Origin of the sequence: Bombella sp. ESL0378, from assembly GCF_009725845.1 — a bacterium.
Taxonomy (GTDB): domain Bacteria; phylum Pseudomonadota; class Alphaproteobacteria; order Acetobacterales; family Acetobacteraceae; genus Bombella; species Bombella pollinis.
Map to the genome: position 1 here is coordinate 29986 of NZ_WNIF01000004.1, position 21560 is coordinate 51545.

The following is a 21560-nucleotide window of genomic DNA, read 5'->3' on the forward strand; positions in this document are numbered from 1 at the left end:
TTGGGCGTTGCCCGTTAGCTGAGAGTGGTCAGGGTGCCGTCCTCGTGGCGTTGGATGGCACCATTTATCTCCAGCTCAATGAGTATGGCTGCAACTGCTGAGATGGACAACTGACAGCGTGAGGCAATCTCGTCAACCGTGGAGGGGGTATGCGCGAGGAGGGAGAGTATATTTTTTTTATCGGAATCGTTGTTTTTATCGTTCGGTATGGTGGGGGATGGCGATTGGGGTGGGGAGGTGGGCGGCGTTGATATTGGTGATGTTGATACTGCTGCTGCCGGTGGTAGCGGTGCCGGTGGGGGTGGTGCAAAGAGGGAGGCTTGCCGTGCGGGTGGTCGCTCCCATGCGGCGGGATTATGGGCTGATAAGGGGGTATTATTGAGGTGGGTTAGGATATCTTGGTAACGCTCCACCAAGAGGGCTTTATTGTGGCGGAGCAGGTCGTTCCCCCCGCGGGAGCGTGGGTCCTGCGGGAAGCCGGGGATGGCAAAAAGAAGGCGTTTATAGTTTAGGGCGAGTCGGGCTGTGATGAGGGTGCCGGAGCGATGGGCGGCCTCAACTAACAAGCAGCCGCGTGATAGGCCGGCGATGAGGTGGTTACGGCGTGGGAAATGGCGGGCATTGGCTGTAGTGCCGGGGGGATATTCCGTAATTAAGCAGCCTTGTTGGGCGATGTCTGCTTGGAGGGCGGCATGTTCGGGCGGGTAGGTAACATCTAGCCCGCCGGGGAGGGCGGCGATGGTCCGTCTGAAGGGTAAGGCCCCGCGATGGGCGGCACCATCAATCCCGCGGGCGAGGCCGGAGATAATCGTGATGCCAGATTCTGCTAAGCCTGTTGCGAATTGCTCGGTGAGTTTTAGAGCGGGGTTAGAGGCATTACGTGCGCCCACAATGGCGACTGATTGGGAGGAGAGGAGGGCTGTGTTGCCTTGGGCAAAGAGGAGAATCGGGGCGTTGGGAAGAAAGGTAAGGAGGTGTGGATAGGCGGAGTCGGAACGGAGGAGATGGGCACCACCGCGCTGGGCAAGCCATGCAATTTCATCCTCTATGGCGGTTTGCGAAGGGATGAGGGGGGCGGAGCGGCCTGCCAGACGGGCACGGGTGGGGAGGGCCTCTATCGCTTGTGTGGCGGAGCTATACAGGCCCATCAATTTGCTAAAGGTGGCGGTGCCGATTCCTTTAGTGCGGGCGAGGCGGATTTGGGCGAGTCGTTCTGCTGCTGTGGGGGCCGCCATAAGGGGGCTGGATGTGGTCATTTTTGGCTGATGCGCGGCTCTGTTCCGTTAATGAGGCGGGCGATGTTACCATGATGCCGCAAGAGGATAAGAATGGTGATGAAGGTTGCTGCAATAGGGCGGGCGGAGAGGATGGGGGCTAGCGAGAAAGCAACCATCAGAAATGGCGCAGATAAAAAGGCAAGCAATGCACCGACAGAGGAAATCCTGCTCAGCCGTACCCCCGCTAGCCATAGGATGGTACAGAGCAGCCCGACCGGCCAGCACATGCCCCAAAAGACGCCGATGCCCGTTGCAACGCCCTTCCCGCCGCGGAAGCCGAGCCAGAGGGGGAAACAATGACCAAGTACAGCAGCACACCCAGCTACGGAGAGGCAAAGGGCGGTGTTAAGGGGGGAGAGGGCTTGGGCAAGTAGGACGGCGAGTAACCCTTTTAGGGCATCAAGCAGAAGGGTTGCGGCGGCGAGGCCTTTGCGACCTGTGCGTAGGACATTGGTAGCCCCGATATTGCCGGAGCCGATTTTGCGAATGTCGCCTTGGCCACTTAAGGCGGTTAGGAGGAGGCCGAAGGGGATGCTGCCTATCCCGTAAGCAGCAAGAGCGATAACGAGGAGGCTAGGGGGCATGAGGGACCAGTGGAATAGGCTGCTCATGCTGAAAGCCCCTCTGCGGTAAAGACCTCTCGCCCGTGATAGAAGGTGCGGTGGATTCGTCCTTTGAGGGTTTGGCCATCAAAGGGGGTATTTTGGGCACGGCCGGGTAGGCTGCCGGCTGTAACGACCCATTCTTCCTCTGGGGCGAAAAGGCAGAGGTCCGCTGCTGCGCCGATGCTGAGAGTGCCTGCTGGCAGTCCTAAGAGGCGGGCGGGGGCGATGGTGAGAAGGCGTAGCGCATCCAGCAATGGCAAGCCCGCTTGTAGGGTGACGCCGAGCAAGGTGACGAGGCCGGTCCCCCCTGCGCGGGCTTGGGCGAAGGGGAGGCGTTTATCATCAGCATCTGCGGGGCTGTGGTCGGAGGCGATGGCATCAATCGTGCCATCTGCGAGGCCTGCGAGGATGGCGCGCCGGTCAGCCTCTTGCCGAAGGGGTGGGGAGAGTTTGGCGTAGGTGCGGAAGTCCCCAATATCGGCTTCTGTCATGGCGAAATAGGGCGGGGCGGTATCGCAGGTGACGCGGATGCCTTGTTGTTTGGCTGCGGCAATGAGGCTGAGGGCTTCACCTGTGGAGATGTGGCTAAAATGGATACGCGCCCCGGTGAGGGCGGCAAGGCGAAGGTCGCGTGCGACCATCATAGCCTCGGCACAGGCGGGGATTTGCGGTAGGCCCATTTTGACCGCTTGTGGGCTGGCAGTGGCACAGCCTCCTTTGGCGAGAGAGGGATCCTCTGGATGTAAGATGATGACCGTGTCTAAAAAGCCAGAATAGGCGAGTAGGTTGCGCATTTGCTTTGTATCGGCAATCGCGCGGGCTCCATCGGTGAAGCCAATGGCCCCAGCTTGTTTGAGCAAGCCAATTTCGGCCATATCGCCCCCAGCGCAGCCTTTGGTGAGGGCCCCGTAAGGATGGATGGAGATAAGGCCTGTCTCCTCACCCCGGCGGCGGATGTAATGGACGAGAGCGGGGTTATCAATAGCGGGGTCGGTATCGGGGAGGAGGGCGAGGGTGGTAATGCCCCCGGCAACGGCTGCCTGGGCACCGGAGTCGATATTCTCGCGATATTCTGCCCCCGGCTCATCAAAACGAGCGCGCATATCGACAAGGCCGGGACAGAGGACGGCACCATTGCCCTCTATGAGGCGGGCATTTTTGGGAGGATCTTTGGGGTCGATGGCGGTGATGAGGCCGTCCTCGACGAGTAGGCTGCCCATGCCATCGCGCCCGGAGGCGGGGTCTATTAGCCGAACATTTTGGAAAAAGATGCTGCTCATGCGGGATTCTTCATGCGGGAGAGACGATCAAGAACAGCCATGCGGACGGCAACGCCCATCTCGACTTGTTCAGAGATAACGCTTTGTGGAGAGTCGGCAACAGCGGAGGCGATTTCTACCCCGCGATTCATGGGGCCGGGATGCATGACCAGTGCGCCGGGTTTGGCTAGAGCAAGGCGGCGGCGGTCTAACCCAAAGAGGGAGAAATATTCCCGTGCGCTGGGCACAAGCCCACTGCCCATGCGTTCCCGCTGGACGCGGAGGCACATTGCTACATCAGCATCTTTTAGGGCGTCATCAATATTATGGTGGAGGGTTATGCCCTCCAACGTGCCGAGGGCATTGGGAAGCAGAGTTGGGGGACCAGCGAGGTGAATATCATTACCCATAGCGCGGAGGAGGTGAATGTCTGAGCGGGCTACGCGGCTATGGGCGATGTCGCCGCAAATGGCGATTTTTAAGCCGCTGAGGCGACCAAAATGCCGCCGGATGGTTAGGCCATCAAGCAGGGCTTGGGTAGGATGCTCATGCATGCCATCACCGGCATTGACGACACTGGCCTCGACCTTTTGCGAGAGCAACGCTGGGGCCCCGCTTTGAGCATGGCGGATGACGAGGAGGTCGCAATGCATGGCATTGAGGGTGGAAGCGGTATCGAGCAGGGTTTCCCCTTTATTGACCGAGCTTGTGGCGACGGTCATGTTCACCACATCGGCCCCTAATCGTTTAGCGGCAAGCTCAAAGCTAGTGCGCGTGCGGGTACTATCCTCAAAGAAGAGATTGATGACGGTACGGCCTTGGAGCACATCGCGCGGTGCGTTGCGGGAGCGACTAAGCAGGGCATAGCTCTCAGCGAGGTCGAGAAAGGGGGTGATGTCCTTCTCTGTCATGCCCTCAATGCCGAGAAGATGGGGGATGTGGTGTGTGGGGCTCATGCGGATAGGGCACTCCGAATACGGGCGAGGACTTCCTCCCGCCCTAAGGCGGCGAGTGTGAGGTCGATTCCCGGTGAGGTTGTGGTGCCTGTCATCGCGGCACGGAGCGGCTGGGCTACAGCACCGAGCTTTAGCTCATGCTCAGTGGCGAAGGCGCGTAAGGTGCTATCGATTCCCTCTGGGGTGAAAGGCTCTAGTGCAGCGAGTCTTGTCTCTAACCCTGCGAGAACCTTCTTGCCCTCCTCACCTAAATGTTTTTCCGCCTTTGGGGTGAGGGTGAGCGGCAGGCGCAGGCCAGCAAAAGCGGCGTTATCGGCAAGCTCTACCACGGTTTTGGCGCGTTCTTTTAGCCCCGGCATGAGGGCGAGGACACGGGCACGGACAGTCTCATCATGATTGAGGTCGTCTCGTTGTGCTAAACGCTGCATAACGAGGGCTGTTAGACGCTCATCATTTGCGCGGCGCATCCAAATGCCATTGAGATGGCTGAGTTTGACGTAATCCATACGGGAGGGGGAGCGGCCAATCCCATCAATATCAAAGAGTTTGATTTGCTCCTCGCGGTCCAATATTTCCGCATCGCCATGGCCCCAGCCGAGGCGGAGCAGATAATTGCAGAGGGCTTCTGGCAGGATGCCTTCCTCCCGGAACTCCACAACCGATTGTGCGCCGTGACGTTTGGAGAGTTTGGCACCATCTGGCCCGTGGATGAGGGGGAGATGGGCGAATTCTGGCAGGTTCCAGCCCATGGCGCGGTAGATCATGGCTTGGCGGAAGGTGTTGGTGAGATGGTCATCGCCGCGCATAACATGGGTGATGTCCATATCGTGGTCATCCACCACCACGGCGAGCAGATAGGTTGGTGTCCCATCGGAGCGTAAGAGGATGAGGTCATCCATCTCCGCATTGGCTACGCGGACCTCCCCTTGGACGAGGTCTTTAATGATGGTTTCGCCTTCTTTGGGGGCTTTAAGGCGGATGGCGTAAGGTACGCCCTCTGGGGCGTCGGCAGGGTCGCGGTCGCGCCATGTGCCGTCATAGCGGGGGGGGCGTTTTTCGGCACGGGCTTTTTCGCGCATGGCGGCGAGTTCTTCAGCTGTGCAATAGCAGCGATAGGCCATGCCCTTTTCCATCAGTTGGGCGACGACTTCTGCATGGCGGTCTTGGCGGCTGGCTTGGAAGGTCGGTTCGCCGTCCCAGTCTAGCCCCATCCATTTTAGACCCTCAAAGATAACATCTACAGCCTGTTGGGTGGAGCGTTCGCGGTCTGTATCTTCGATACGGAGGACGAACTCCCCGCCATGATGGCGGGCGAAAAGATAGTTAAATAGGGCAGCACGGGCATTGCCGATATGGAGCAGCCCGGTGGGCGAGGGAGCAAAACGGGTACGGATCTTCATGAGCAAGCCTTATAACATGCTGGGCGGTGTCGGGCTATGACCTTCGATGTGTCATTATGGGCTTTAGTGCAAGTTTAATCATGAGAAAAGGGAGGTTATGGCAAAGAGGCAGGGCGGTACGGGCGCGATGATGGTGACGGGCTTGGCCCGGCAGGGGAGTCGTCTTGCTTGTTGGCTCCCTGTCGGGGTGGCTCTGGGTATTGCGGCCTATTTTGCTTTGCCAGAGGAGCCGCCTTGGTGGCTATGTGTGGCCATAATGGGGGGTGTGGTTGTTGGGTTGGCCCTTTTGGTGGGTAGCCGTTGGGTGGTGGCGGTTACGGAGCGGGCTGCGCGGTGGCAGCTGTTGGGCTGTTGTGTGGGCAGTGCTGTATGTGCGTTAGGAATGGGATTTCTGTTAGCTTTCGCTCAAGCGAGGCGGCAACCACCCATGCCGCTTTTGCCGTTGGAATCTATGGTGGTTGAGGGGCGTTTAGCCGCCTTAGAGCCTGTGATAGGGCGTCATGTGGAGGGTGGGGCGTCATGGCGGGTGACGATTAAAGGGGCGGTCTTTCGTTCCCCTTGGTGGGAGGGGATGGCCCCGTTGTCACGCTCTTTAGTGATTACCTTACCGGCAAAAGATATACCGGTTGTGGAGCGTATGAATCCGGGGGAGGTTGTCCGGGTGCGGGCATTGTTGCGCGCGCCAATGGCACCTTCATGGCCGGGGGGGTATGATGGGCAGCGGGCGGCGTGGTTTTCTGGCCGAGCGGGAACGGGGACGGCGTTGTCGCCAGTGGAGCGCGTAGATGATGCACAGGCCGATAGAGGGCGTTGGGGGGCGATACGGGGGCAAGTGGCGCGGCAGATTGAACATTATTTACCCGGTCAGGTTGGGGCGATTGCTGCGGCGGTGTTGTGTGGGGAGACGGGGGTAATTTCCACCCAGACACGGCAGGATTATGCGGCTTCTGGTCTTGCGCATCTATTGGCAGTGGCGGGGTTGCATCTTGGGTTTGTGATGGGGTTTGTGTTTGTTTTGCTGCGCCGGGGGATGAGTTTGTCGCAGCGTCTTTCAGCCCATTGGCCGTGCCGAGAGATAGCCCTTGTGGCGTCTTTGGGGGCGGGTGTGGCTTATGTGCTGCTGACGGGGTGCCATATACCGGGGTTGCGGGCTTTGGGGATGGCAGGGCTTGGGGTTGTGGCCTTTTTATTGGGGCGGCGGGTGATTTCGTTGCGGGGGCTTGCCTTGGTGGCTTTAGCGTTGGAGGTGGCCTCGCCTGTTGTGGTCTTGGATGTGTCTTTTCAGATGTCCTTTGCCGCTGTGATGGCGTTGATTGCCGGGTATGAGCCGTTGCGTGGGGTTTTGGCACGTTTGGGAGGGTATGGGGCGAGGTCGGTAGGGCGGTCTTGGGGGCAGCGTCCCCCTTGGTGGCGGCGCATGGCAGTTGGGGTTGTTATGTTGGTGATAACCTCATTGTTAGCGGGGTTGGCGACTTTGCCGTTGAGCATGGCGTATTTTGGGGCGTTTCAGCCTTGGTTTGTTTTAGCCAATATTCTGGCGGTGCCGTTGATGGGTTTGTGGGTGATGCCTGCGGGGTTGATCGCTTTGGCTCTTATGCCTCTGGGGCTGTCGGCTGTGGCATTACGTGTGATGGGCTGGGGAATTGAGGTTATCTCTTGGTTGGCACGGCATGTGGCGGCGATGCCGTTTGCCTCATGGCCGGTGCCTTCCTTTCCTGCGTGGGATGTGGGGTTATTTCTGCTGGGATTAGCGGTGCTGTGTTTATGGCGGGGGATGGCGCGTTTTTGTGGGCTGGGGATGATAGGGGTAGCCCTTGTTTTGGTATGGGTGGTGCCGCGCCCGGTGATGGTGATTACAACGTTGGAGCATGCTCTCGCTGTGCGGCAAGAGGGGGAGATGCGCCTTGTGGAGGGACGGTTAGGGATGCCCCTTGTGCGGCAGGAGGTGCAACGGGCTTTGGGATGGCAAGCGCGTGGGGTGGGGGTGCCGTTTTGTCAGGCGGGAATATGTCGTGTTCCTCTCAAAGCGGGGCAGGTCATTTTATGGCGTATGCTGGAAGGGGCAGATGAGGTGCTGCAGCCTCAGCAATCTCAGCTCTGTGCGCATGTAGCGTTGGAGGTGAATGTGAGGGAGCAAAAGCCACTTTGTATGGCTGCGCAGCATGTGAGCATAGAGGATATAAAGCGTGAGGGAAGCTGGGCTGTTTATGATGATGGGCGTGGTGGTGTGCGGCTCATCTCAGCGCGGATGTGGCAGGGGGAGCGGTTATGGGTTGGGCCGATGGGGTTTCATGGTGTGCCCCCTCTCCCATTTGCGAAGGCAGAATAGCGGGTTAGCCGCTGCATAAGGTGCGGATGAGGGTAGGGGCGAGGCGGCTGAGGCGGTCTTCAAGCTGTGTGGAGAGGCGTTGATAATGGCTGGCACCGGGGAGGGCAGGGTCTTGCCATGGTTTTGCGCCTTCGGGGAAGTTGAGGATGCAGCGATGGAGCCGCTCTGTCTCACGTTGTTTTTTCCATGATTCGGGGAGATGCAGGCAGAGATTTTCTGTGAGTTTGCCGGTCATGAAGTTCCATCGTTCGGGGAGGAGATGGACATGATTGTGAAAGACTTGATTAAGAATATCTGTGCCGGGGCAAAGGTAAGGCCGTGTTGCGAGGGTAAAGCAGCGATTGATTTGTGAGGGCGAGATTAAGCGGGGGCGGAGGAGGAGCATATTGCTGTTAAAGTAATGCTCCGGTTGAGTGAGGCTAAGATGGTCTTTGGTGTAATGGGCGAGGGTCGTATCAGGGAGGCCCGCAGCGGGGGCATCGCCCAACAGGGTATGGAGGGGGACATTATTACGCTGAAGCATGTAAGCGAGAGGGTCAACGACAGCACCGAGGCTTGCTTCTTGGGGAAAGCGATGGAGGAGAGGGGCGAGTGAGCCGGTGACGAGGAGGGCGTTATCAAGCCAAAGGACGAAGCGTTTCTCACGGAATAAAACAGGGAGATAGCACCGATAGAAACAGCTTGCTTGCCAACGCGGGTGCGTATGTGTGCGTAGGGCTTGTGCTTTTTGGGCGACATCAAGGAAGGTGAGCTGGCTGCTCTCTGTTTGGAAAAGAGCTGTGATGAGGTGCTGAAGGGTTGTGGGAATAGCGGTGTGGAGGATGTAAAAATCGAGCTTTGTGTGGGGGTTATGTGTGATGACGGATTGGATAGCACAGAGCGTAGGCCAGAGGTCGTTGCCGTCTGCACCGAATATGATGGCCGTTTCTTCCAACAAGGGCGGGGTCATGCTCTAGCTCGTGCTATAAGGCTTTAATTGGGAGAAGAAAGGCCTTTCTACAGTGTTATGCTATAAAATAAAGCCCTTATAAGGCGAGATGGCGTATTTGCCCTTTATGGGGTTGTTTTGGATTTGGGAGGAATCTTATTCTTTTCCTTATAAAGGCACCATTCTGTTACGGGGCAACGCCAACATTCTGGCGTGCGGGCTTTGCAGACATAGCGGCCATGGAGGATGAGCCAATGATGAGCAGGGCGGAGCATCTCTTTGGGGATGCGGGCGATGAGGGCATCCTCCACAGCGCGGACGGTTTTGCCGGGGGCAAGGCCGGTGCGGTTGCCAAGGCGAAAGATGTGCGTATCCACCGCCATGGTGGGTTGGTCAAAAGCGATATTCAGGACGACATTGGCGGTTTTACGGCCCACACCGGGGAGGGCTTCTAACGCTTCGCGGTTATTGGGCACATGGCCATTGTGTTTTTCTAGTAATTGTTGGCAGAGAAGGGCGACATTATGCGCTTTAGACCGCCATAGGCCGATAGTGCGGATATAATGGGCAATGCCGTCTTCCCCTAAAGCGGCCATGCTGGCAGGGTCGGGGGCTTTCTCATATAAAGCGCGGGTGGCTTTATTGACAGATACATCCGTGGCCTGAGCGGAGAGGACGACGCTGACGAGGAGCTCGAAATGATTATGGTAGATGAGCTCGCTGCGTGCATCAGGATGGGCATTGTCTAAGGCGTTGAGGAAGGCGCGGACGGCTTTTAGGCTCATCTTTGGTGTTGTGGTGGGCTTTGTGCGGGATGTGGCCATGAGGGGTCAGGTTAGTCCGTGGTGAGAATGATGGGTCTGTTCCTAAGCTGTGTTGCGTTGTTCTTCAAGCGGGTGATAGGAGCAAGGATAACGCTTAGGGATGACGTAAGGGTGAGGGAGGCGGTGGCCAATGGCAGAGGTAAATAGCAAGCCCCATAAGGGGATGAAGCTCTCTTTTACCGAGGTGCTGCGCTTTGTGATGGTACGGTGGGTGCAGCATCCGGCCATGTTAGCGCGGACATTGGGGGGTGTGGGGCTGGCTACATTGGCCGACATTTGCACGCCGCTTTTAGCAGGGCGTTTAGTGGGGGATATTTCCACCACGGTGCTGCCATCCCCGGCAGAAGGGGGCCGTGCGGCTTTGCTGCATGATGCTTTATTGATGGTTAGTGGGCTATTGGTCCTAGGGCTTGTGGGGGTGATGGGCCGGCGTTCCTCCTATTTGGGGATAAGCAAGCTTAGTTTAGCGGTGATGCGTCAGGTATTAGATGATGCCTTTGCCCGTGTGCAGCGTTTCTCTTCCGACTGGCATGCTAATAGTTTTGCAGGCTCGGTTGTGCGGCGTGTGACGCGGGGGATTTGGGCCATTGATACGCTGGATGACACGTTGCTTTTGTTGATTGCCCCGGAGCTTTTGGTGTTGGTGGGCACAACGCTTGTTCTGCTGGTGCGGGCCCCGCTATTGGGGTTAGTGTTGGCGGTGATGGTCGTGCTGTTTGCGTGCCTCTCCATTTGGTTGGCCTTGCGGTATGTAGCCCCAACGGCGCGGGTCTCGAATGAGTGGGATTCCAAAATGGGGGCCCTGTTAGGTGATGCGATTACCTGCAATGCTGTGGTGAAAAGCTTTGGGGCGGAGCAGCGTGAAGAGCAACATTTACATTCTGTAGCCCGGACATGGGCGGAGAAGACCTATTATAGTTGGTATAGGGGAACCAATAGTGCCAATCTTCAGGCGTCCTATACGCTTTTGATGCGTGTGGTGATGATTGGCCTTGCGGTTCTCTTTTGGTGGCGTGGGGCGGCAGGGCCGGGAGATGTGGCTTATGTGCTGACGATGATGTTCCTCATCCAAGGCTATTTGCGGGATTTGGGGCAGCAAGTCAGCCAAGTGCAACGCTCGGTGAATGAGATGGAGGAGCTTGTTGGGCTTTTTGCTACGGCACCGGGCGTGCAGGATGCTGATGGGGCGGTACCGTTGGTCGTGACGGATGGGGCGATTGAGCTACGGGATGTCAGCTTTTGTTATCCTTCGCAATCGACGCCGATTTATCGGGATTTTTCATTGAAGATTGCGGCGGGGAGCCGTGTGGCGTTAGTGGGGGCGTCTGGTTCTGGCAAAACGACTTTAACGCGGCTATTGCAACGGCTTTATGATGTACAGAGTGGGGCCATTTTGATTGATGGGCAGGATATTGCCCATGTCACGCAACAAAGTTTGCGCCGGCAGATTGCTCTTGTGCCGCAGGAGCCGATGTTATTCCACCGCACATTGGCTGAGAATATCGCTTATGGGCAGCCTGATGCCCCGCGTGAGGCGATTGAGGAGGCGGCCCGTTTAGCTAATGCTGATGGGTTCATCACGCAGTTGCCGGATGGTTATGATACATTAGTGGGTGAACGCGGGGTGAAACTCTCTGGTGGGGAGCGGCAGCGTGTGGCTATTGCGCGTGCCTTTTTAACAAACGCGCCAATTGTGATTTTTGATGAAGCAACGGCGAGCTTGGATTCTGAATCGGAGCGGTTGGTGCAAGAGGCTATGGCCCGGTTAATGACCGAACGCACGGTGCTTGTGGTGGCTCATCGCCTAGCAACCGTGCGGGATTTGGACCGTATTTTAGTCTTTGAGGGGGGGCAGATTATTGAGGATGGCACCCATACGACATTAATGGCCCGCCCAGAGGGGGCGTATCATCGTCTCGTGACGTTACAGTCTTTAGAACACGGCTAAAGATAATATTCTTTGAGAGGGGGGAAGCCGTTAAAGCCCGTGGAGCAATAGGTGGAGACATAAGCCCCTGTTGAGAGAATGATGAGTTTATCCCCTGTTTTGAGTTCATCGGGCAGAGGGACGGGGTTTTTCTCGTAAAGGACGTCCATACTATCGCAGCTGGGGCCGGCGAGGATGCAGGGGGAGTAGTGGGTGCTGGTCTCATCATAAGGGGTTTGGAAGGCATAACGAATCGCCTCGCCTTCTGTCTCGGCTAAGCCGCCAAAACGGCCAATATCAAGATACACCCAGCGTGGTTCATCCTCTCGGTTACCGCGATGGCTGGCGAGGACGACTTCTGTTTGGACAATCCCGGCACTGCCGACCATATACCGCCCCGGCTCTAAGAGAATCTGCGGGGCGTGACGGGGGAAGTGCGTTTGCATGGCGGTTGTGATGGCCTGCCCGAATTGGTCGATAGCGGGAATGGGGGTGCGGTAATAGGTAGGGAAGCCGCCCCCCATATTGATGAAATCCAGAGTGATATTCTGCTCTGTGTCGAGGCGATGATAAAGCTCTGCGGCTTGGGCAATGGCCTCAGCATAAGCCTCGATATGGGTCTGTTGGCTGCCGACATGAAAGGATAAGCCAGCGGGTTTTAAACCAAGGGCATGGGCTTTGGTGAGGAGGGTAAAAGCATGCTCTACCGTTGTGCCAAACTTGCGGGATAAGGGCCATTCTGCCCCGGTATTGAGGACGCCGAGGCGGCAAAAGACAGAGCAGCCGGGGGCGTGCTGTGCTAATTTCTCTAGCTCTTCAAGGCAATCAAAGGCAAAGAGGGTGAGGCCTTTTTGGTGTGCATAAGCGATGGAGCGGGCTGTTTTTACGGTATGGCCGAAGGAGAGCTTCGCTGCGGGAATGCCCGCTTGGAGGCAGAGGTCAATTTCCCCCGGCGAGGCAATGTCGAAGTAAGAGCCAAGTTGGTGCAAGCATGTAAGAATCGCAGAGGCAGGATTGGCTTTTACCGCGTAATGGATGCGTCCTGTCGGTAGGGCGTTATGGAGGGCTTGGTATTGCTCTGCCACAACGGAGAGGTCCACAACCAGGCACGGTGTGGCAGGCTGTTGGTCAGCGAGGAAGCGGGCGATTTTTGGGGTCATAAGACACACATCCTCTTAGGAAGGGGGAGCTGCGTCAAAAGCGCAGATTGCGCTTTAATGCAAGGGGAAAGGGTAAAGGAGGGATGAAAAGATGGTTCTTAATCACAAAAAAGTGATAATAAGCTGGCTGCTATAATGCTCCTTTTAAGTGAGGGGAGATGCAGGGCAGGAAAGTTTCATATTTTTAGGATGTTAACGACTTTTTGATTGCTTAGCCTCTTGCATGACATGTTTGTAATGAAGAGCAGCTAGACGGAAGACCTCCTTCCTGTTTGCGAAGGGATTTTGGTAGAAAATTAATCGGTTTTAATGTGTGAATCATTTGTTGGGAGGCAGGCTATTATGGCGGCGAATCAGCAAGATAAGAAAAAACGGCCTTTATTAGTGCGGGTTGGTAAAGCCCTGCGGCCTTGGTTTAATAATTTCATTGCAAAAGATTCTTTAGTACCGAACACCCCTAATTTGGATAATAAGCTTTTCCCGTGGGTTGCGGCGTTGGAGGCGGCGGCACCTTTAATGATAAAGGAGTTCCAAGCCGTTATGGCAGAGCGTGAGCGTGTGCCAGCTTTGCGTGATTTATCCCCTGACCATCGGCGGATTGCACCTGATAACCGTTGGAAGTCCTTTTTTCTTTACGGATATGGGATTGCAGTGCCGGAGAATTGTGCAAAAGCTCCAGTAACAGCTCAACTTGTGGCGGGGATACCCGGTTTATGCTCGGCTTTATTCTCTATTTTGGAGCCCGGAGGTGAGATTCCACCGCATAAAGGGGTTACAAAAGGGATGTTGAATGCGCATATGGGCTTGGGTGTTCCACGAGATCGTGATAATTGCTGGATCCAAGTCGCAGATGACAAGTTGCATTGGGATGAGGGGAAGGTTTTCGTCTTTGACGATACGTATCGCCACACAGTGCAGAATAATACGGATGATGTACGCGGTATTTTGTTCATCCAGTTTGAGAGGCCAACGCGTGGCCTAGGGCGGTTGATGCAGCGCATCTTCCTCGATGGGGTGAAGAAATCCGCTTTTGTGAAGGATGCAAAAGATAATATTGAGCGTTGGAATCGGATCCAAGCAGAGTTGGAGAAAGCCTAAACTCTACGCCCCTGAGGTGGGGTGTGGCGGTGTGAGAAGTGAGAGTGTGTTCCGTGCCTGATATGACCGAAATGCAAGAGGATGCTCTCCCACCGCCACCGCAAGGCTGGAAGGCTGTTTTTCTTCAAGTTCTCAATAATAGTGGGGATAGTCAAACGTCCCTTAGTGCAGCAGGGTGCGCGTTTTATGCGACATTGTCGTTGTTCCCTGCTCTTACGGCGTTAATCTCCCTTTATGGGTTGGCTTTTGATGTGCAAACAGCCGAGGGGCAGTTGCATGTTATTAAGCATATTTTGCCACCTGCTGCGTATGATATGATCTTTGACCGGATCCATGCGCTTGTTACGCAACCTCATTCGTCTTTAACATTAGGGCTCGTTTTTTCGGTTTTGGTGGCGTTATGGTCGGTGACGGCAAGTAGCAAATCCATTCTTTCGGCCTTGAATCTGGTTTATCATGCTCAGGAGACGCGTGGTTTTTTTGAGTTCCAGTGTCTTGCGTTTGTGACGACCCTTATGGCGGTGATTGGGGCGTGTTTAACGCTGGCTCTTATGGTGGCTGCCCCAGCTTTAGTGGATTATTTACCGCATTATTTGGCGTATGTAGGGATTGGAATGGAAACCCTTCCATCTTCTATGCATTTTCTGCTTGAGCAATGGACACCTACAGTAGTGCATTGGTTAGCCCCCGCCATTATGCTGTTCTTTGTCTTTACGGCGGTGATGGTGCTTTATCGCATCGCCCCATGCCGTGAGCGGGAGACGGCGTGGCGATGGATTTTCCCCGGTGCTTTTTTGGCGACTATCTTGTGGGTGGCTGTTTCAATAGCGTTCTCATGGTATGTGGCGCATTTTGCAAGCTATAACGCAACTTATGGCCCATTAGGGGCTGTTGCTGCGGTGATGATGTGGCTTTTTGTTAGTGCGTATGTTGTACTTTTTGGGGCGGTCTTAAATGCCGAGTTAGAGGAGCGCGGCTATCGGAAGATGGTTCACCAAGAGCAAGAGGAGTTAGAGGTGGCAGATTAGAAGGAGGGTGTTCTCTCGTTATCTTGCTATTCTCGCTTTTTTCTCTCGTCGTCTGGCAATGTGGTGATTGTAACAGGGCCAACGCCGTTATGGAGGATGCCGATTTTCCTAGCGGCTCCTTTGGAGAGGTCGATGATTCGATCACTATTATAGGGGCCGCGATCATTAACCCGAACAATGACGGAGCGGCCGGTTACGGATGAGGTGACGCGTATTTTAGTGCCTAAGGGTAATGTAGGGTGAGCGGCTGTCATGGCGTCTGGGCGTAATCGCTCTCCGCTTGCGGTCCGTTTACCGACGAATTTTTTGCCGCCATACCAGCTTGCATCGCCGCTTTCTGTAAAAGGGGCGGCGATAGCAGTCGAGATGAGGGGGAGAAAGGCTAGGCAGAGGCAAAGGGTGGTTTTGGGTAAAAAATTGTGTTGTATAGTTGGCATTATAAGCCTTGTGGCTGTTGAAGATGGCGTGTTTTTCTCACAAATGAAGGCCAAGGGCTAGGTTTGCGATATAGGGTTGGGTATTTTGCCTTTAGGGTAATATGGAAAAGAGTGTCTTTACCTAGGGAATATGAAGATGCTATCAGCCGTCCGGATGAAGCGACCTCTTATTGTTGTCCTAAATGGACCGAACCTAAATATGCTAGGGCTGAGACAGCCTGAGATATATGGTGCTGCAACACTGGATGATGTGGAGCAGCTCTGCTTACAAGCAGCGGAACGGCTGGATGTAACGATTGATTTTCGCCAGACCAATGGTGAGGGGGAGCTAGTATCGTGGGTGCAGGAGTGTCGTGGCCGTGCAAGTGGCATAGTCATCAATCCTGCGGCTTATGGGCATACGTCAATTGCTTTACTTGATGCGCTTTTAGCCGTTGAGTTGCCGGTGATTGAGGTGCATATGTCTAACATTCATCGCCGGGAAGCATTTCGTCATCAAACGTATGTTTCTCAGGCAGCCCGTGGCGTTATCTGCGGGTTGGGGATACGTGGTTATGCCCATGCCCTGCAGGCGGTGGCAGATATAATTGAGGATGAAGGATGAGCCGTATGCTCGTGGATAAGGAGGCCATTCGGGCACTTGCTGATATCTTAACTGATACAGGCCTGACTGAAATTGAAGTGTCCGAGGGTGATAGCCGCCTTCGTGTTGCGCGTAATGTAAGCGTGCAGGCTGCGGCCCCCGCGGCTGTGGGAGCCCCGGCAGCGGTAGCGGCCCCTGCGGCGGAGAAGGCCGAGGCCCCGCCTGCGGATTTATCCTCTCATCCTGGCGCGGTGCCTAGCCCGATGGTGGGTGTGGCTTATCTTACGCCAGATCCATCCTCCCCGCCTTTTGTACAAGAGGGCGCGCAGGTTGCTGCGGGGCAGACCATTATGCTCATTGAAGCTATGAAAACCTTTAACCAGATTAAGGCTCCGCGTGCCGGTAAGCTAGTCCGTTACTGTGTGGCATCTGGGGAGCCGGTTGAGTTTGGGGCTGCATTGGCGATTATTGAGTAATGTTTTCCAAGATTCTAATCGCCAATCGTGGCGAGATCGCGTTGCGTGTATTGCGTGCCTGTCGGGAGATGGGCATCAAGACGGTGGCGGTACATTCCACAGCTGATGCCGATGCTATGCATGTTCGTTTGGCGGATGAGGCTGTCTGCATTGGCCCGCCGAGCTCTCGTGATTCCTATCTGAATGTGGCGGCGATTCTTTCTGCAGCGACGATTACTGGGGCGGAGGCGATTCACCCCGGTTATGGCTTCCTCTCTGAGAATGCTGAGTTTGCGGAAACGGTGGAGGAGCATGGTATTGCCTTCATCGGTCCAACGGCTGAGCATATTCGCATGATGGGGGATAAAATCACCGCTAAGACCACGATGGAGGCCCTTGGTGTGCCGCTTGTGCCGGGGTCTGATGGGGCGTTGGCTAGCCTTGAGGAAGCGCGTGAGGTGGCTGAGCGTGTGGGGTATCCTGTCCTCATCAAAGCTGCAGCAGGCGGTGGTGGCCGAGGGATGAAAGTTGCCCAAACGGCTGATGAGATTGAAGAAGCATGGAGTGTTGCCCGGACAGAAGCACGGGCCGCTTTTGGCAATGATGAGGTTTATTTAGAGAAATATCTCGATAAGCCGCGTCATATTGAGCTTCAGATTATGGGTGATACGCACGGCAATGTTGTGCATTTTGGGGAGCGTGATTGTTCCTTGCAGCGGCGTCACCAAAAATTGCTGGAAGAAGCAGGCTCGCCCGTCATTACACCAGAGCAACGTAATGAGATTGGTAAGACCGTTACCGATGCACTCTCGCGTATGGGGTATCGCAATGCGGGGACGTTGGAGTTTCTTTATCAAGATGGGCAATTTTGCTTTATCGAGATGAATACCCGTTTGCAGGTGGAGCATCCTGTTACAGAGATGGTGTGTGATGTGGATTTGGTAAGAGAGCAAATCCGCGTTGCAGCGGGAGAAAAGCTCGGGTACCGGCAAGAGGACATTGTAATGTCCGGCCATGCGATTGAATGTCGCATCAATGCTGAGGACCCGATGAGCTTTGTGCCGAATCCAGGTAAAGTGAAGGTCTTTCACGCGCCTGGTGGGTTAGGGGTACGCATGGATAGTGCTATCTTCTCCGGCTATAAGGTTCCGCCTTATTACGACAGCATGATTGCGAAATTGATCGTCCATGCCCCAACGCGGGAGCAAGCGATTGCCCGTATGAAGCGCGCTTTGACAGAGTGTGTTGTAGAAGGGGTGAAAACGGTCATTCCACTGCATCAGAAGATATTAGCGGACCCGGAGTTCCAAAAAGGGGATTATACCATCCACTGGCTGGAGAGTTTTGTCGATAAGATGCAGAATAACCACTAATTTTGCAGTGTATTATGTTGGAAAGGCCGTTCTTTTATGAGGGACGGCCTTTTTTATGCTTAAGATTGAGCATCGCGTAAGCTTAACCCCGCGATAAAAGGGCAGAGGGGGATGCTGAGGAGGAAGAAGGCTGCCAAAAGGCTTAACGTGGCATGGTTGGCAGGTCCCGGTGGCATTGTGCAAGCTAACGTGCCGAAAATGAGGCTTGGGGCCATAAGCGGGAGGGTGAGGATGGGTAGGAGAAGGCTGTTCTGCCGTGCCCCTAGGGTGATAGCCGCTGTCATGCCACCGAGGAAGGCTAAGGTGAGGCTGCCGAGGGTCATGCTGAGGATAAGGCGGGGCAGGGATGAGAGCGAGAGCTGGAAGAAAAGGGCCATTATCGGTGTGATAAGCAGCAAGGGAAGGCTGCTTGTGACCCAATGGCTGATGATTTTACCAAGGGCAATAAAAGCAGGGGCGAGGCGCATGCGTAAGAGGTCTAAAGAGCCATCTTCCGCATCGGCGTTATAAAGACGTTCCAGCGGTAAGAGGCTTGCGAGCAAGAGGCAGACCCATAAAATGCCCGGCCCAACCTGTTGGAGGCGCGCTGGGGCGGGGCCGAGTGCGAGCGCAAAGAGCATGCAGCATATGATGAGAAAGCCCAGCCCAGCAATGCCGTCCCGCCGATGAGAGAGAGCCAGCCAGAACTCGCGGCGGAGATGGTGTAGAAAAGGATGAACGGGGTGTTTGGGCCTCTCATGAATATGTTGCGGCAGGAGTGGTGCAATATGAAGGCGGGAGGAGAGTGGGGCGGGTGTTATGTTGTGTATTGCTGTGCCGAGTGTGAGCGTGTGGCTATGGGGGAGGAGAAGCGGATTATGTGAGGCAGCCATCACGCAGCCCCCTTGGGCGCGATGTGTGGCGATGATGGTGTTAAAGAGGGCGAGGCTTTGGGCATCCAGCCCATGAGTGGGTTCATCAAGGAGCCAAAGGGGCGCGTTAGTGAGTAAGAGTCGGGCGAGTCCCACCCGGCGTTTTTGCCCGTATGAAAGCAAACGTACCGGGCAGTTGAGCAAAGGGGTTAAGGCTAAGTGTGTGAGGGCCTCATGCAGGGCTGTTATTGGGTGGGGGGTAAAGAGGCGGAGATTTTGCTCTACAGTAAGGGTGGGTTTGAGGGCATTGTCCGTCCCTAGCCATGCGATATTGGCTGTGCGGGTGAGTGTCCCTTGTGTGGGTGGGCAAAGCCCAGCAATCAGCCGTAGAAAGGAGGATTTACCAACGCCATTAGGCCCGATAAGGGTAAGGGCATCACCGGGGTATAGCTGACCAGAGAGGTCGTTGATGAGGCACCGCCCTGCACGGGTCAGTTGGATATGGTTTAATGATAAGAGGGGTGTAGGGTGCATGAGGGTGTTTCATGTGGAGCGTGTACCCAGAGGGTAGGAAGAAAATGATGCTGATTGATGAAAAATATAGGAAAGCCTGTTTTGCTGGAAGGGCTCTTATGGTTATGAAGGCACATGATGAATGACTACAAGGCGGTAACGCCACAATGTAGCGTGGGGAAGGACGTTCTGAACTGACTGATTGGGTGTTAAAGGCGAGTAATATCGTCAAATCCTTTAGCGGGAATGAGATTCTGCGGGGGATTTCGCTAGAGGTGGAGCGTGGGGAGTTGATTTCCATCATCGGGCCATCCGGTTGTGGAAAATCGACCTTTTTGCGATGCCTGAACTTTTTAGAACATCCTGATGCGGGCGATGTGCAGGTGGAGAATGTGAAGCTTGCCAGCCATGGGGCATGGCGGCGGGCGGATGAGGCGCAAGCTCATCGGTTGCGGAGCCATGTGGGGATGGTGTTTCAGTCCTTCAATTTATTCCCCCACCGTACGGTGTTGGAGAATGTCATGCTCGCACCGATGCAGGTGAAAGGATTAGAGGAAGGTAAGGCTCATAAAATTGCCTGCGAGTTGTTGGAGAAGGTGGGTCTATCCGCTGTGAAGGGGCGGTATCCTGATCGTCTCTCTGGTGGGCAGCAGCAGCGTGCTGCCATTGCGCGGGCTTTGGCTATGAAGCCTTCTGTCATGCTCTATGATGAGCCAACCTCTGCGTTGGACCCGGAACTCTCAGAGGAGGTGTTGTCGGTCATGCGGGCATTGGATGCAGAGGGAATGACTCAGCTTGTTGTAACGCATGATATGCGCTTTGCCCGTGCTGCCTCTGATAGGGTGTTATTTATGGAGGCTGGGCAGATTGTTGAGAGTGGCGACCCGGATGTGATTTTCGCTAATCCGCGTGAGGCGGGGACGCGGCGTTTTCTGCGAACATTATTGTGAAGGATAAGGGCGTGGTGCGCATGAAACGCGTCTTATTATGGGCAGCTGGGCTTGTGCTATGGACTGGGCTGCTCGTTGGTGGCTCTGTAGCGTGGGCAGATGGGGCAGCAGCAACGGCGGCAGAGCAGCCATCTGTTGCAAGGTTGCATGTGCCGGGGGCACGTAATGAGCAGGATTTGCCTTGGGCCTCGGACGGGGAGGCGAATGTCCCTTACGTGTTCCACGACCCTGCGCATGAAGGGCGGATGACAGGGTTTGAATATGATCTGATGCAGGCTTTGGCCCCTCGGCTAGGCCGCCAGGGGCGGTTTGTGCAAAATGGGTGGGATGGGCTTATTCCCGGCCTTGGGCGTGACCTTTATGCGTTGGTTATAGATGGGATTGAGATGACGCCGGAGCATAAGGAGGCGGTGTTATTTTCACGCCCTTATTACGTGACGGTGGACCGGATTGTCCTACGGAAGAGTGAGACGGGGTTGGAGAGTGTGGCGGCCCTTAAAGGGCATGTTGTTGGCACAATTAAGAGTACTGCGGCGGAGCGGTTATTGCTGGACCACGACCCGGCGAATGTGCGCTCTTATGATGAGGAGACTAATCTTTTCTCCGACCTGAAGAATGGGCGGCTTGATGCGATTTTGATTGATGAGCCGATTGCCCTTTATTATTGCTCTGATGATTTAAAGCTCGTAGGGCCGCCGATTGGCCGTGTGGCGTATGGGATTGCGTTTGCCAAGGATAATCCTGGCTTGCGTGATGCTGTTGATGCCGCTTTAGGCACATTGATGAGCGATGGGACGTTGCATCAGATTCTCGCGCGTTGGAATCTGTGGACGCCACAAATGGCCGACTATACGGGGGACCATAGTGTCTCCTCTACCCAGCCAACGGCATGGACGGGGTATCGTCAGACGATGGAGCGTATGTCTGGCAGTGGTCTCCAAGCGATGGTGCAGCGTTATAGCAGCTTCTTGCCCCTTATTGCGCGTGGGGCTTTGATGACGCTTGCCGTATCGGCCCTTGCGATGGTGTTAGCGGTCGCTTTTGGGTTGGTTTTGGCTCTAGCCCGTGCCTATGGTCTGGCCCCTTTGCGGTGGGTCGCGGGTGTGTATGTGGAGGTTGTGCGTGGCACGCCGCTTTTGATCCAAGTTTTATTTATCTTTTATGGCCTGCCTGCGTTTGGTGTGAAATTATCGCCCTTCGCGGCGGGTGTGTTGGCTTTGGGGCTGAATTACGCTGCGTATGAGGCAGAGAATTACCGTGCGGGCTTGCTCTCTGTGCCGCGTGGACAGATGGAAGCGGCCATTGCGCTGAATATGACCCATCGGCAAGCGTTGCGTTTGGTGATTGTTCCGCAGGCTTTTCGCACGGTTGTCCCGGTCATGACGAATGATTTTATCGCGCTCTTAAAGGATAGTTCGCTCGTCTCGGTCATTACTCTAACGGAGTTGAGCCAGACTTATATCCGGCTCTCCTCGACCTATTATGATTATATTGGGACGGGGCTTTTGGTCGCTTTAGCTTATTTGTTGGTCGGGTTACCTTTTGTCCGCCTCGCCCGCATGGCGGAAAAGCGCATGGGGCGGGTGGTGTCTAAAGGGCATCATTAA

The 21560-nt window shown here is 55.4% G+C and carries 19 protein-coding genes; 9 read left to right on the plus strand and 10 right to left on the minus strand.

The window, feature by feature from the left end; translation table 11 throughout:
- Positions 1–14: 14 nt before the first annotated feature.
- Genes dprA through gltX form a run of 5 tightly spaced genes read right to left on the minus strand, consistent with a single transcriptional unit; the run spans position 15 to position 5497 of the window.
- On the minus strand, positions 15–1256 hold the full coding sequence (gene dprA, locus GM556_RS01400; protein WP_155579053.1) for a DNA-processing protein DprA: 1242 nt from the start codon (positions 1254–1256) through the stop codon (positions 15–17).
- On the minus strand, positions 1253–1888 hold the full coding sequence (gene plsY / locus GM556_RS01405) for a glycerol-3-phosphate 1-O-acyltransferase PlsY (RefSeq protein ID WP_230873238.1): 636 nt from the start codon (positions 1886–1888) through the stop codon (positions 1253–1255). The genes dprA and plsY overlap by 4 nt, the downstream gene beginning before the upstream one ends.
- The gene (locus tag GM556_RS01410) at positions 1885–3162 is read right to left on the minus strand and encodes a dihydroorotase family protein (protein ID WP_155579054.1); all 1278 of its coding nucleotides are present in this window, start codon (positions 3160–3162) and stop codon (positions 1885–1887) included. The genes plsY and GM556_RS01410 overlap by 4 nt, the downstream gene beginning before the upstream one ends.
- On the minus strand, positions 3159–4097 hold the full coding sequence (locus GM556_RS01415; protein WP_155572772.1) for an aspartate carbamoyltransferase catalytic subunit: 939 nt from the start codon (positions 4095–4097) through the stop codon (positions 3159–3161). Before GM556_RS01415 ends, GM556_RS01410 begins: the two co-directional genes overlap by 4 nt.
- The gene (gltX, locus tag GM556_RS01420) at positions 4094–5497 is read right to left on the minus strand and encodes a glutamate--tRNA ligase (RefSeq protein ID WP_155579055.1); all 1404 of its coding nucleotides are present in this window, start codon (positions 5495–5497) and stop codon (positions 4094–4096) included. The genes GM556_RS01415 and gltX overlap by 4 nt, the downstream gene beginning before the upstream one ends.
- A gap of 97 nt (positions 5498–5594) precedes the next feature.
- Here gltX and GM556_RS01425 point away from each other — a divergent pair, with 97 nt between their 5' ends.
- Complete coding sequence (locus GM556_RS01425; protein ID WP_155579056.1) at positions 5595–7826, plus strand: ComEC/Rec2 family competence protein; 2232 nt, start codon at positions 5595–5597, stop codon at positions 7824–7826.
- 4 nt (positions 7827–7830) lie between these two features.
- On the opposite strand, the gene GM556_RS01430 is transcribed toward GM556_RS01425, so the two are convergent.
- Together GM556_RS01430 and nth are read right to left on the minus strand one after the other, a co-directional pair.
- Positions 7831–8775, minus strand: coding sequence for a glycosyltransferase (locus GM556_RS01430; RefSeq protein WP_155572775.1), 945 nt, complete (start codon positions 8773–8775; stop codon positions 7831–7833).
- Positions 8776–8879: 104 nt separating this feature from the next.
- The gene (gene nth / locus GM556_RS01435) at positions 8880–9578 is read right to left on the minus strand and encodes an endonuclease III (protein WP_230873239.1); all 699 of its coding nucleotides are present in this window, start codon (positions 9576–9578) and stop codon (positions 8880–8882) included.
- A gap of 130 nt (positions 9579–9708) precedes the next feature.
- Here nth and GM556_RS01440 point away from each other — a divergent pair, with 130 nt between their 5' ends.
- Complete coding sequence (locus tag GM556_RS01440) at positions 9709–11526, plus strand: ABC transporter ATP-binding protein (protein ID WP_155579057.1); 1818 nt, start codon at positions 9709–9711, stop codon at positions 11524–11526.
- Here the strand turns inward: GM556_RS01440 and GM556_RS01445 are convergent.
- A complete protein-coding gene (locus GM556_RS01445; protein ID WP_155579058.1) occupies positions 11523–12665 on the minus strand; it encodes a type III PLP-dependent enzyme in 1143 nt (380 codons plus the stop codon). The two genes, GM556_RS01440 and GM556_RS01445, sit on opposite strands and share 4 nt — an antisense overlap.
- Before the next feature lie 342 nt (positions 12666–13007).
- Between GM556_RS01445 and GM556_RS01450 the strand changes: the two genes are divergently transcribed.
- Both GM556_RS01450 and GM556_RS01455 read left to right on the plus strand, forming a co-directional pair.
- Complete coding sequence (locus tag GM556_RS01450) at positions 13008–13763, plus strand: aspartyl/asparaginyl beta-hydroxylase domain-containing protein (RefSeq protein WP_155572778.1); 756 nt, start codon at positions 13008–13010, stop codon at positions 13761–13763.
- A gap of 62 nt (positions 13764–13825) precedes the next feature.
- Positions 13826–14791, plus strand: a complete 966-nt coding sequence (locus tag GM556_RS01455; RefSeq protein ID WP_155573457.1) for a YihY/virulence factor BrkB family protein — start codon at positions 13826–13828, stop codon at positions 14789–14791.
- A 26-nt stretch (positions 14792–14817) separates the two neighbouring features.
- Here GM556_RS01455 and GM556_RS08775 read toward each other — a convergent pair whose 3' ends face one another.
- Positions 14818–15228, minus strand: a complete 411-nt coding sequence (locus GM556_RS08775; RefSeq protein WP_155572779.1) for a septal ring lytic transglycosylase RlpA family protein — start codon at positions 15226–15228, stop codon at positions 14818–14820.
- Positions 15229–15382: 154 nt separating this feature from the next.
- Between GM556_RS08775 and aroQ the strand changes: the two genes are divergently transcribed.
- From aroQ to accC, 3 genes are read left to right on the plus strand one after another with little or no spacing between them, the layout of a single operon-like run.
- The gene (gene aroQ, locus GM556_RS01465) at positions 15383–15832 is read left to right on the plus strand and encodes a type II 3-dehydroquinate dehydratase (RefSeq protein WP_155573458.1); all 450 of its coding nucleotides are present in this window, start codon (positions 15383–15385) and stop codon (positions 15830–15832) included.
- Positions 15829–16287: an acetyl-CoA carboxylase biotin carboxyl carrier protein subunit gene (locus GM556_RS01470; protein ID WP_155572780.1), complete on the plus strand. Its 459-nt coding sequence runs from the start codon at positions 15829–15831 to the stop codon at positions 16285–16287. Before aroQ ends, GM556_RS01470 begins: the two co-directional genes overlap by 4 nt.
- Positions 16287–17639 (plus strand): acetyl-CoA carboxylase biotin carboxylase subunit, encoded by a 1353-nt coding sequence (accC, locus tag GM556_RS01475; RefSeq protein WP_155579059.1) that lies wholly within the window; start codon positions 16287–16289, stop codon positions 17637–17639. The genes GM556_RS01470 and accC overlap by 1 nt, the downstream gene beginning before the upstream one ends.
- A gap of 59 nt (positions 17640–17698) precedes the next feature.
- On the opposite strand, the gene ccmA is transcribed toward accC, so the two are convergent.
- Complete coding sequence (gene ccmA, locus GM556_RS01480; RefSeq protein ID WP_155579060.1) at positions 17699–19024, minus strand: heme ABC exporter ATP-binding protein CcmA; 1326 nt, start codon at positions 19022–19024, stop codon at positions 17699–17701.
- A 185-nt stretch (positions 19025–19209) separates the two neighbouring features.
- Here ccmA and GM556_RS01485 point away from each other — a divergent pair, with 185 nt between their 5' ends.
- Both GM556_RS01485 and GM556_RS01490 read left to right on the plus strand, forming a co-directional pair.
- Positions 19210–19953 (plus strand): amino acid ABC transporter ATP-binding protein, encoded by a 744-nt coding sequence (locus GM556_RS01485; RefSeq protein ID WP_099026275.1) that lies wholly within the window; start codon positions 19210–19212, stop codon positions 19951–19953.
- Positions 19954–19973: 20 nt separating this feature from the next.
- On the plus strand, positions 19974–21560 hold the full coding sequence (locus tag GM556_RS01490) for an ABC transporter substrate-binding protein/permease (protein ID WP_155579082.1): 1587 nt from the start codon (positions 19974–19976) through the stop codon (positions 21558–21560).

What these genes read in the sequence shown, in the direction of transcription:
- GM556_RS01425 (WP_155579056.1), top strand. Translation starts at nt 5,595, where the DNA reads ATGGCAAAGAGGCAGGGCGGTACGGGCGCGATGATGGTGACGGGCTTG.
- GM556_RS08775 (WP_155572779.1), bottom strand. Translation starts at nt 15,228, where the DNA reads ATGCCAACTATACAACACAATTTTTTACCCAAAACCACCCTTTGCCTC.
- GM556_RS01430 (WP_155572775.1), bottom strand. Translation starts at nt 8,775, where the DNA reads ATGACCCCGCCCTTGTTGGAAGAAACGGCCATCATATTCGGTGCAGAC.
- GM556_RS01490 (WP_155579082.1), top strand. Translation starts at nt 19,974, where the DNA reads ATGAAACGCGTCTTATTATGGGCAGCTGGGCTTGTGCTATGGACTGGG.
- ccmA (WP_155579060.1), bottom strand. Translation starts at nt 19,024, where the DNA reads ATGCACCCTACACCCCTCTTATCATTAAACCATATCCAACTGACCCGT.
- GM556_RS01450 (WP_155572778.1), top strand. Translation starts at nt 13,008, where the DNA reads ATGGCGGCGAATCAGCAAGATAAGAAAAAACGGCCTTTATTAGTGCGG.
- GM556_RS01470 (WP_155572780.1), top strand. Translation starts at nt 15,829, where the DNA reads ATGAGCCGTATGCTCGTGGATAAGGAGGCCATTCGGGCACTTGCTGAT.
- dprA (WP_155579053.1), bottom strand. Translation starts at nt 1,256, where the DNA reads ATGACCACATCCAGCCCCCTTATGGCGGCCCCCACAGCAGCAGAACGA.
- accC (WP_155579059.1), top strand. Translation starts at nt 16,287, where the DNA reads ATGTTTTCCAAGATTCTAATCGCCAATCGTGGCGAGATCGCGTTGCGT.
- GM556_RS01445 (WP_155579058.1), bottom strand. Translation starts at nt 12,665, where the DNA reads ATGACCCCAAAAATCGCCCGCTTCCTCGCTGACCAACAGCCTGCCACA.
- GM556_RS01455 (WP_155573457.1), top strand. Translation starts at nt 13,826, where the DNA reads ATGACCGAAATGCAAGAGGATGCTCTCCCACCGCCACCGCAAGGCTGG.
- GM556_RS01410 (WP_155579054.1), bottom strand. Translation starts at nt 3,162, where the DNA reads ATGAGCAGCATCTTTTTCCAAAATGTTCGGCTAATAGACCCCGCCTCC.
- plsY (WP_230873238.1), bottom strand. Translation starts at nt 1,888, where the DNA reads ATGAGCAGCCTATTCCACTGGTCCCTCATGCCCCCTAGCCTCCTCGTT.
- nth (WP_230873239.1), bottom strand. Translation starts at nt 9,578, where the DNA reads ATGGCCACATCCCGCACAAAGCCCACCACAACACCAAAGATGAGCCTA.
- GM556_RS01440 (WP_155579057.1), top strand. Translation starts at nt 9,709, where the DNA reads ATGGCAGAGGTAAATAGCAAGCCCCATAAGGGGATGAAGCTCTCTTTT.
- GM556_RS01415 (WP_155572772.1), bottom strand. Translation starts at nt 4,097, where the DNA reads ATGAGCCCCACACACCACATCCCCCATCTTCTCGGCATTGAGGGCATG.
- aroQ (WP_155573458.1), top strand. Translation starts at nt 15,383, where the DNA reads ATGAAGCGACCTCTTATTGTTGTCCTAAATGGACCGAACCTAAATATG.
- gltX (WP_155579055.1), bottom strand. Translation starts at nt 5,497, where the DNA reads ATGAAGATCCGTACCCGTTTTGCTCCCTCGCCCACCGGGCTGCTCCAT.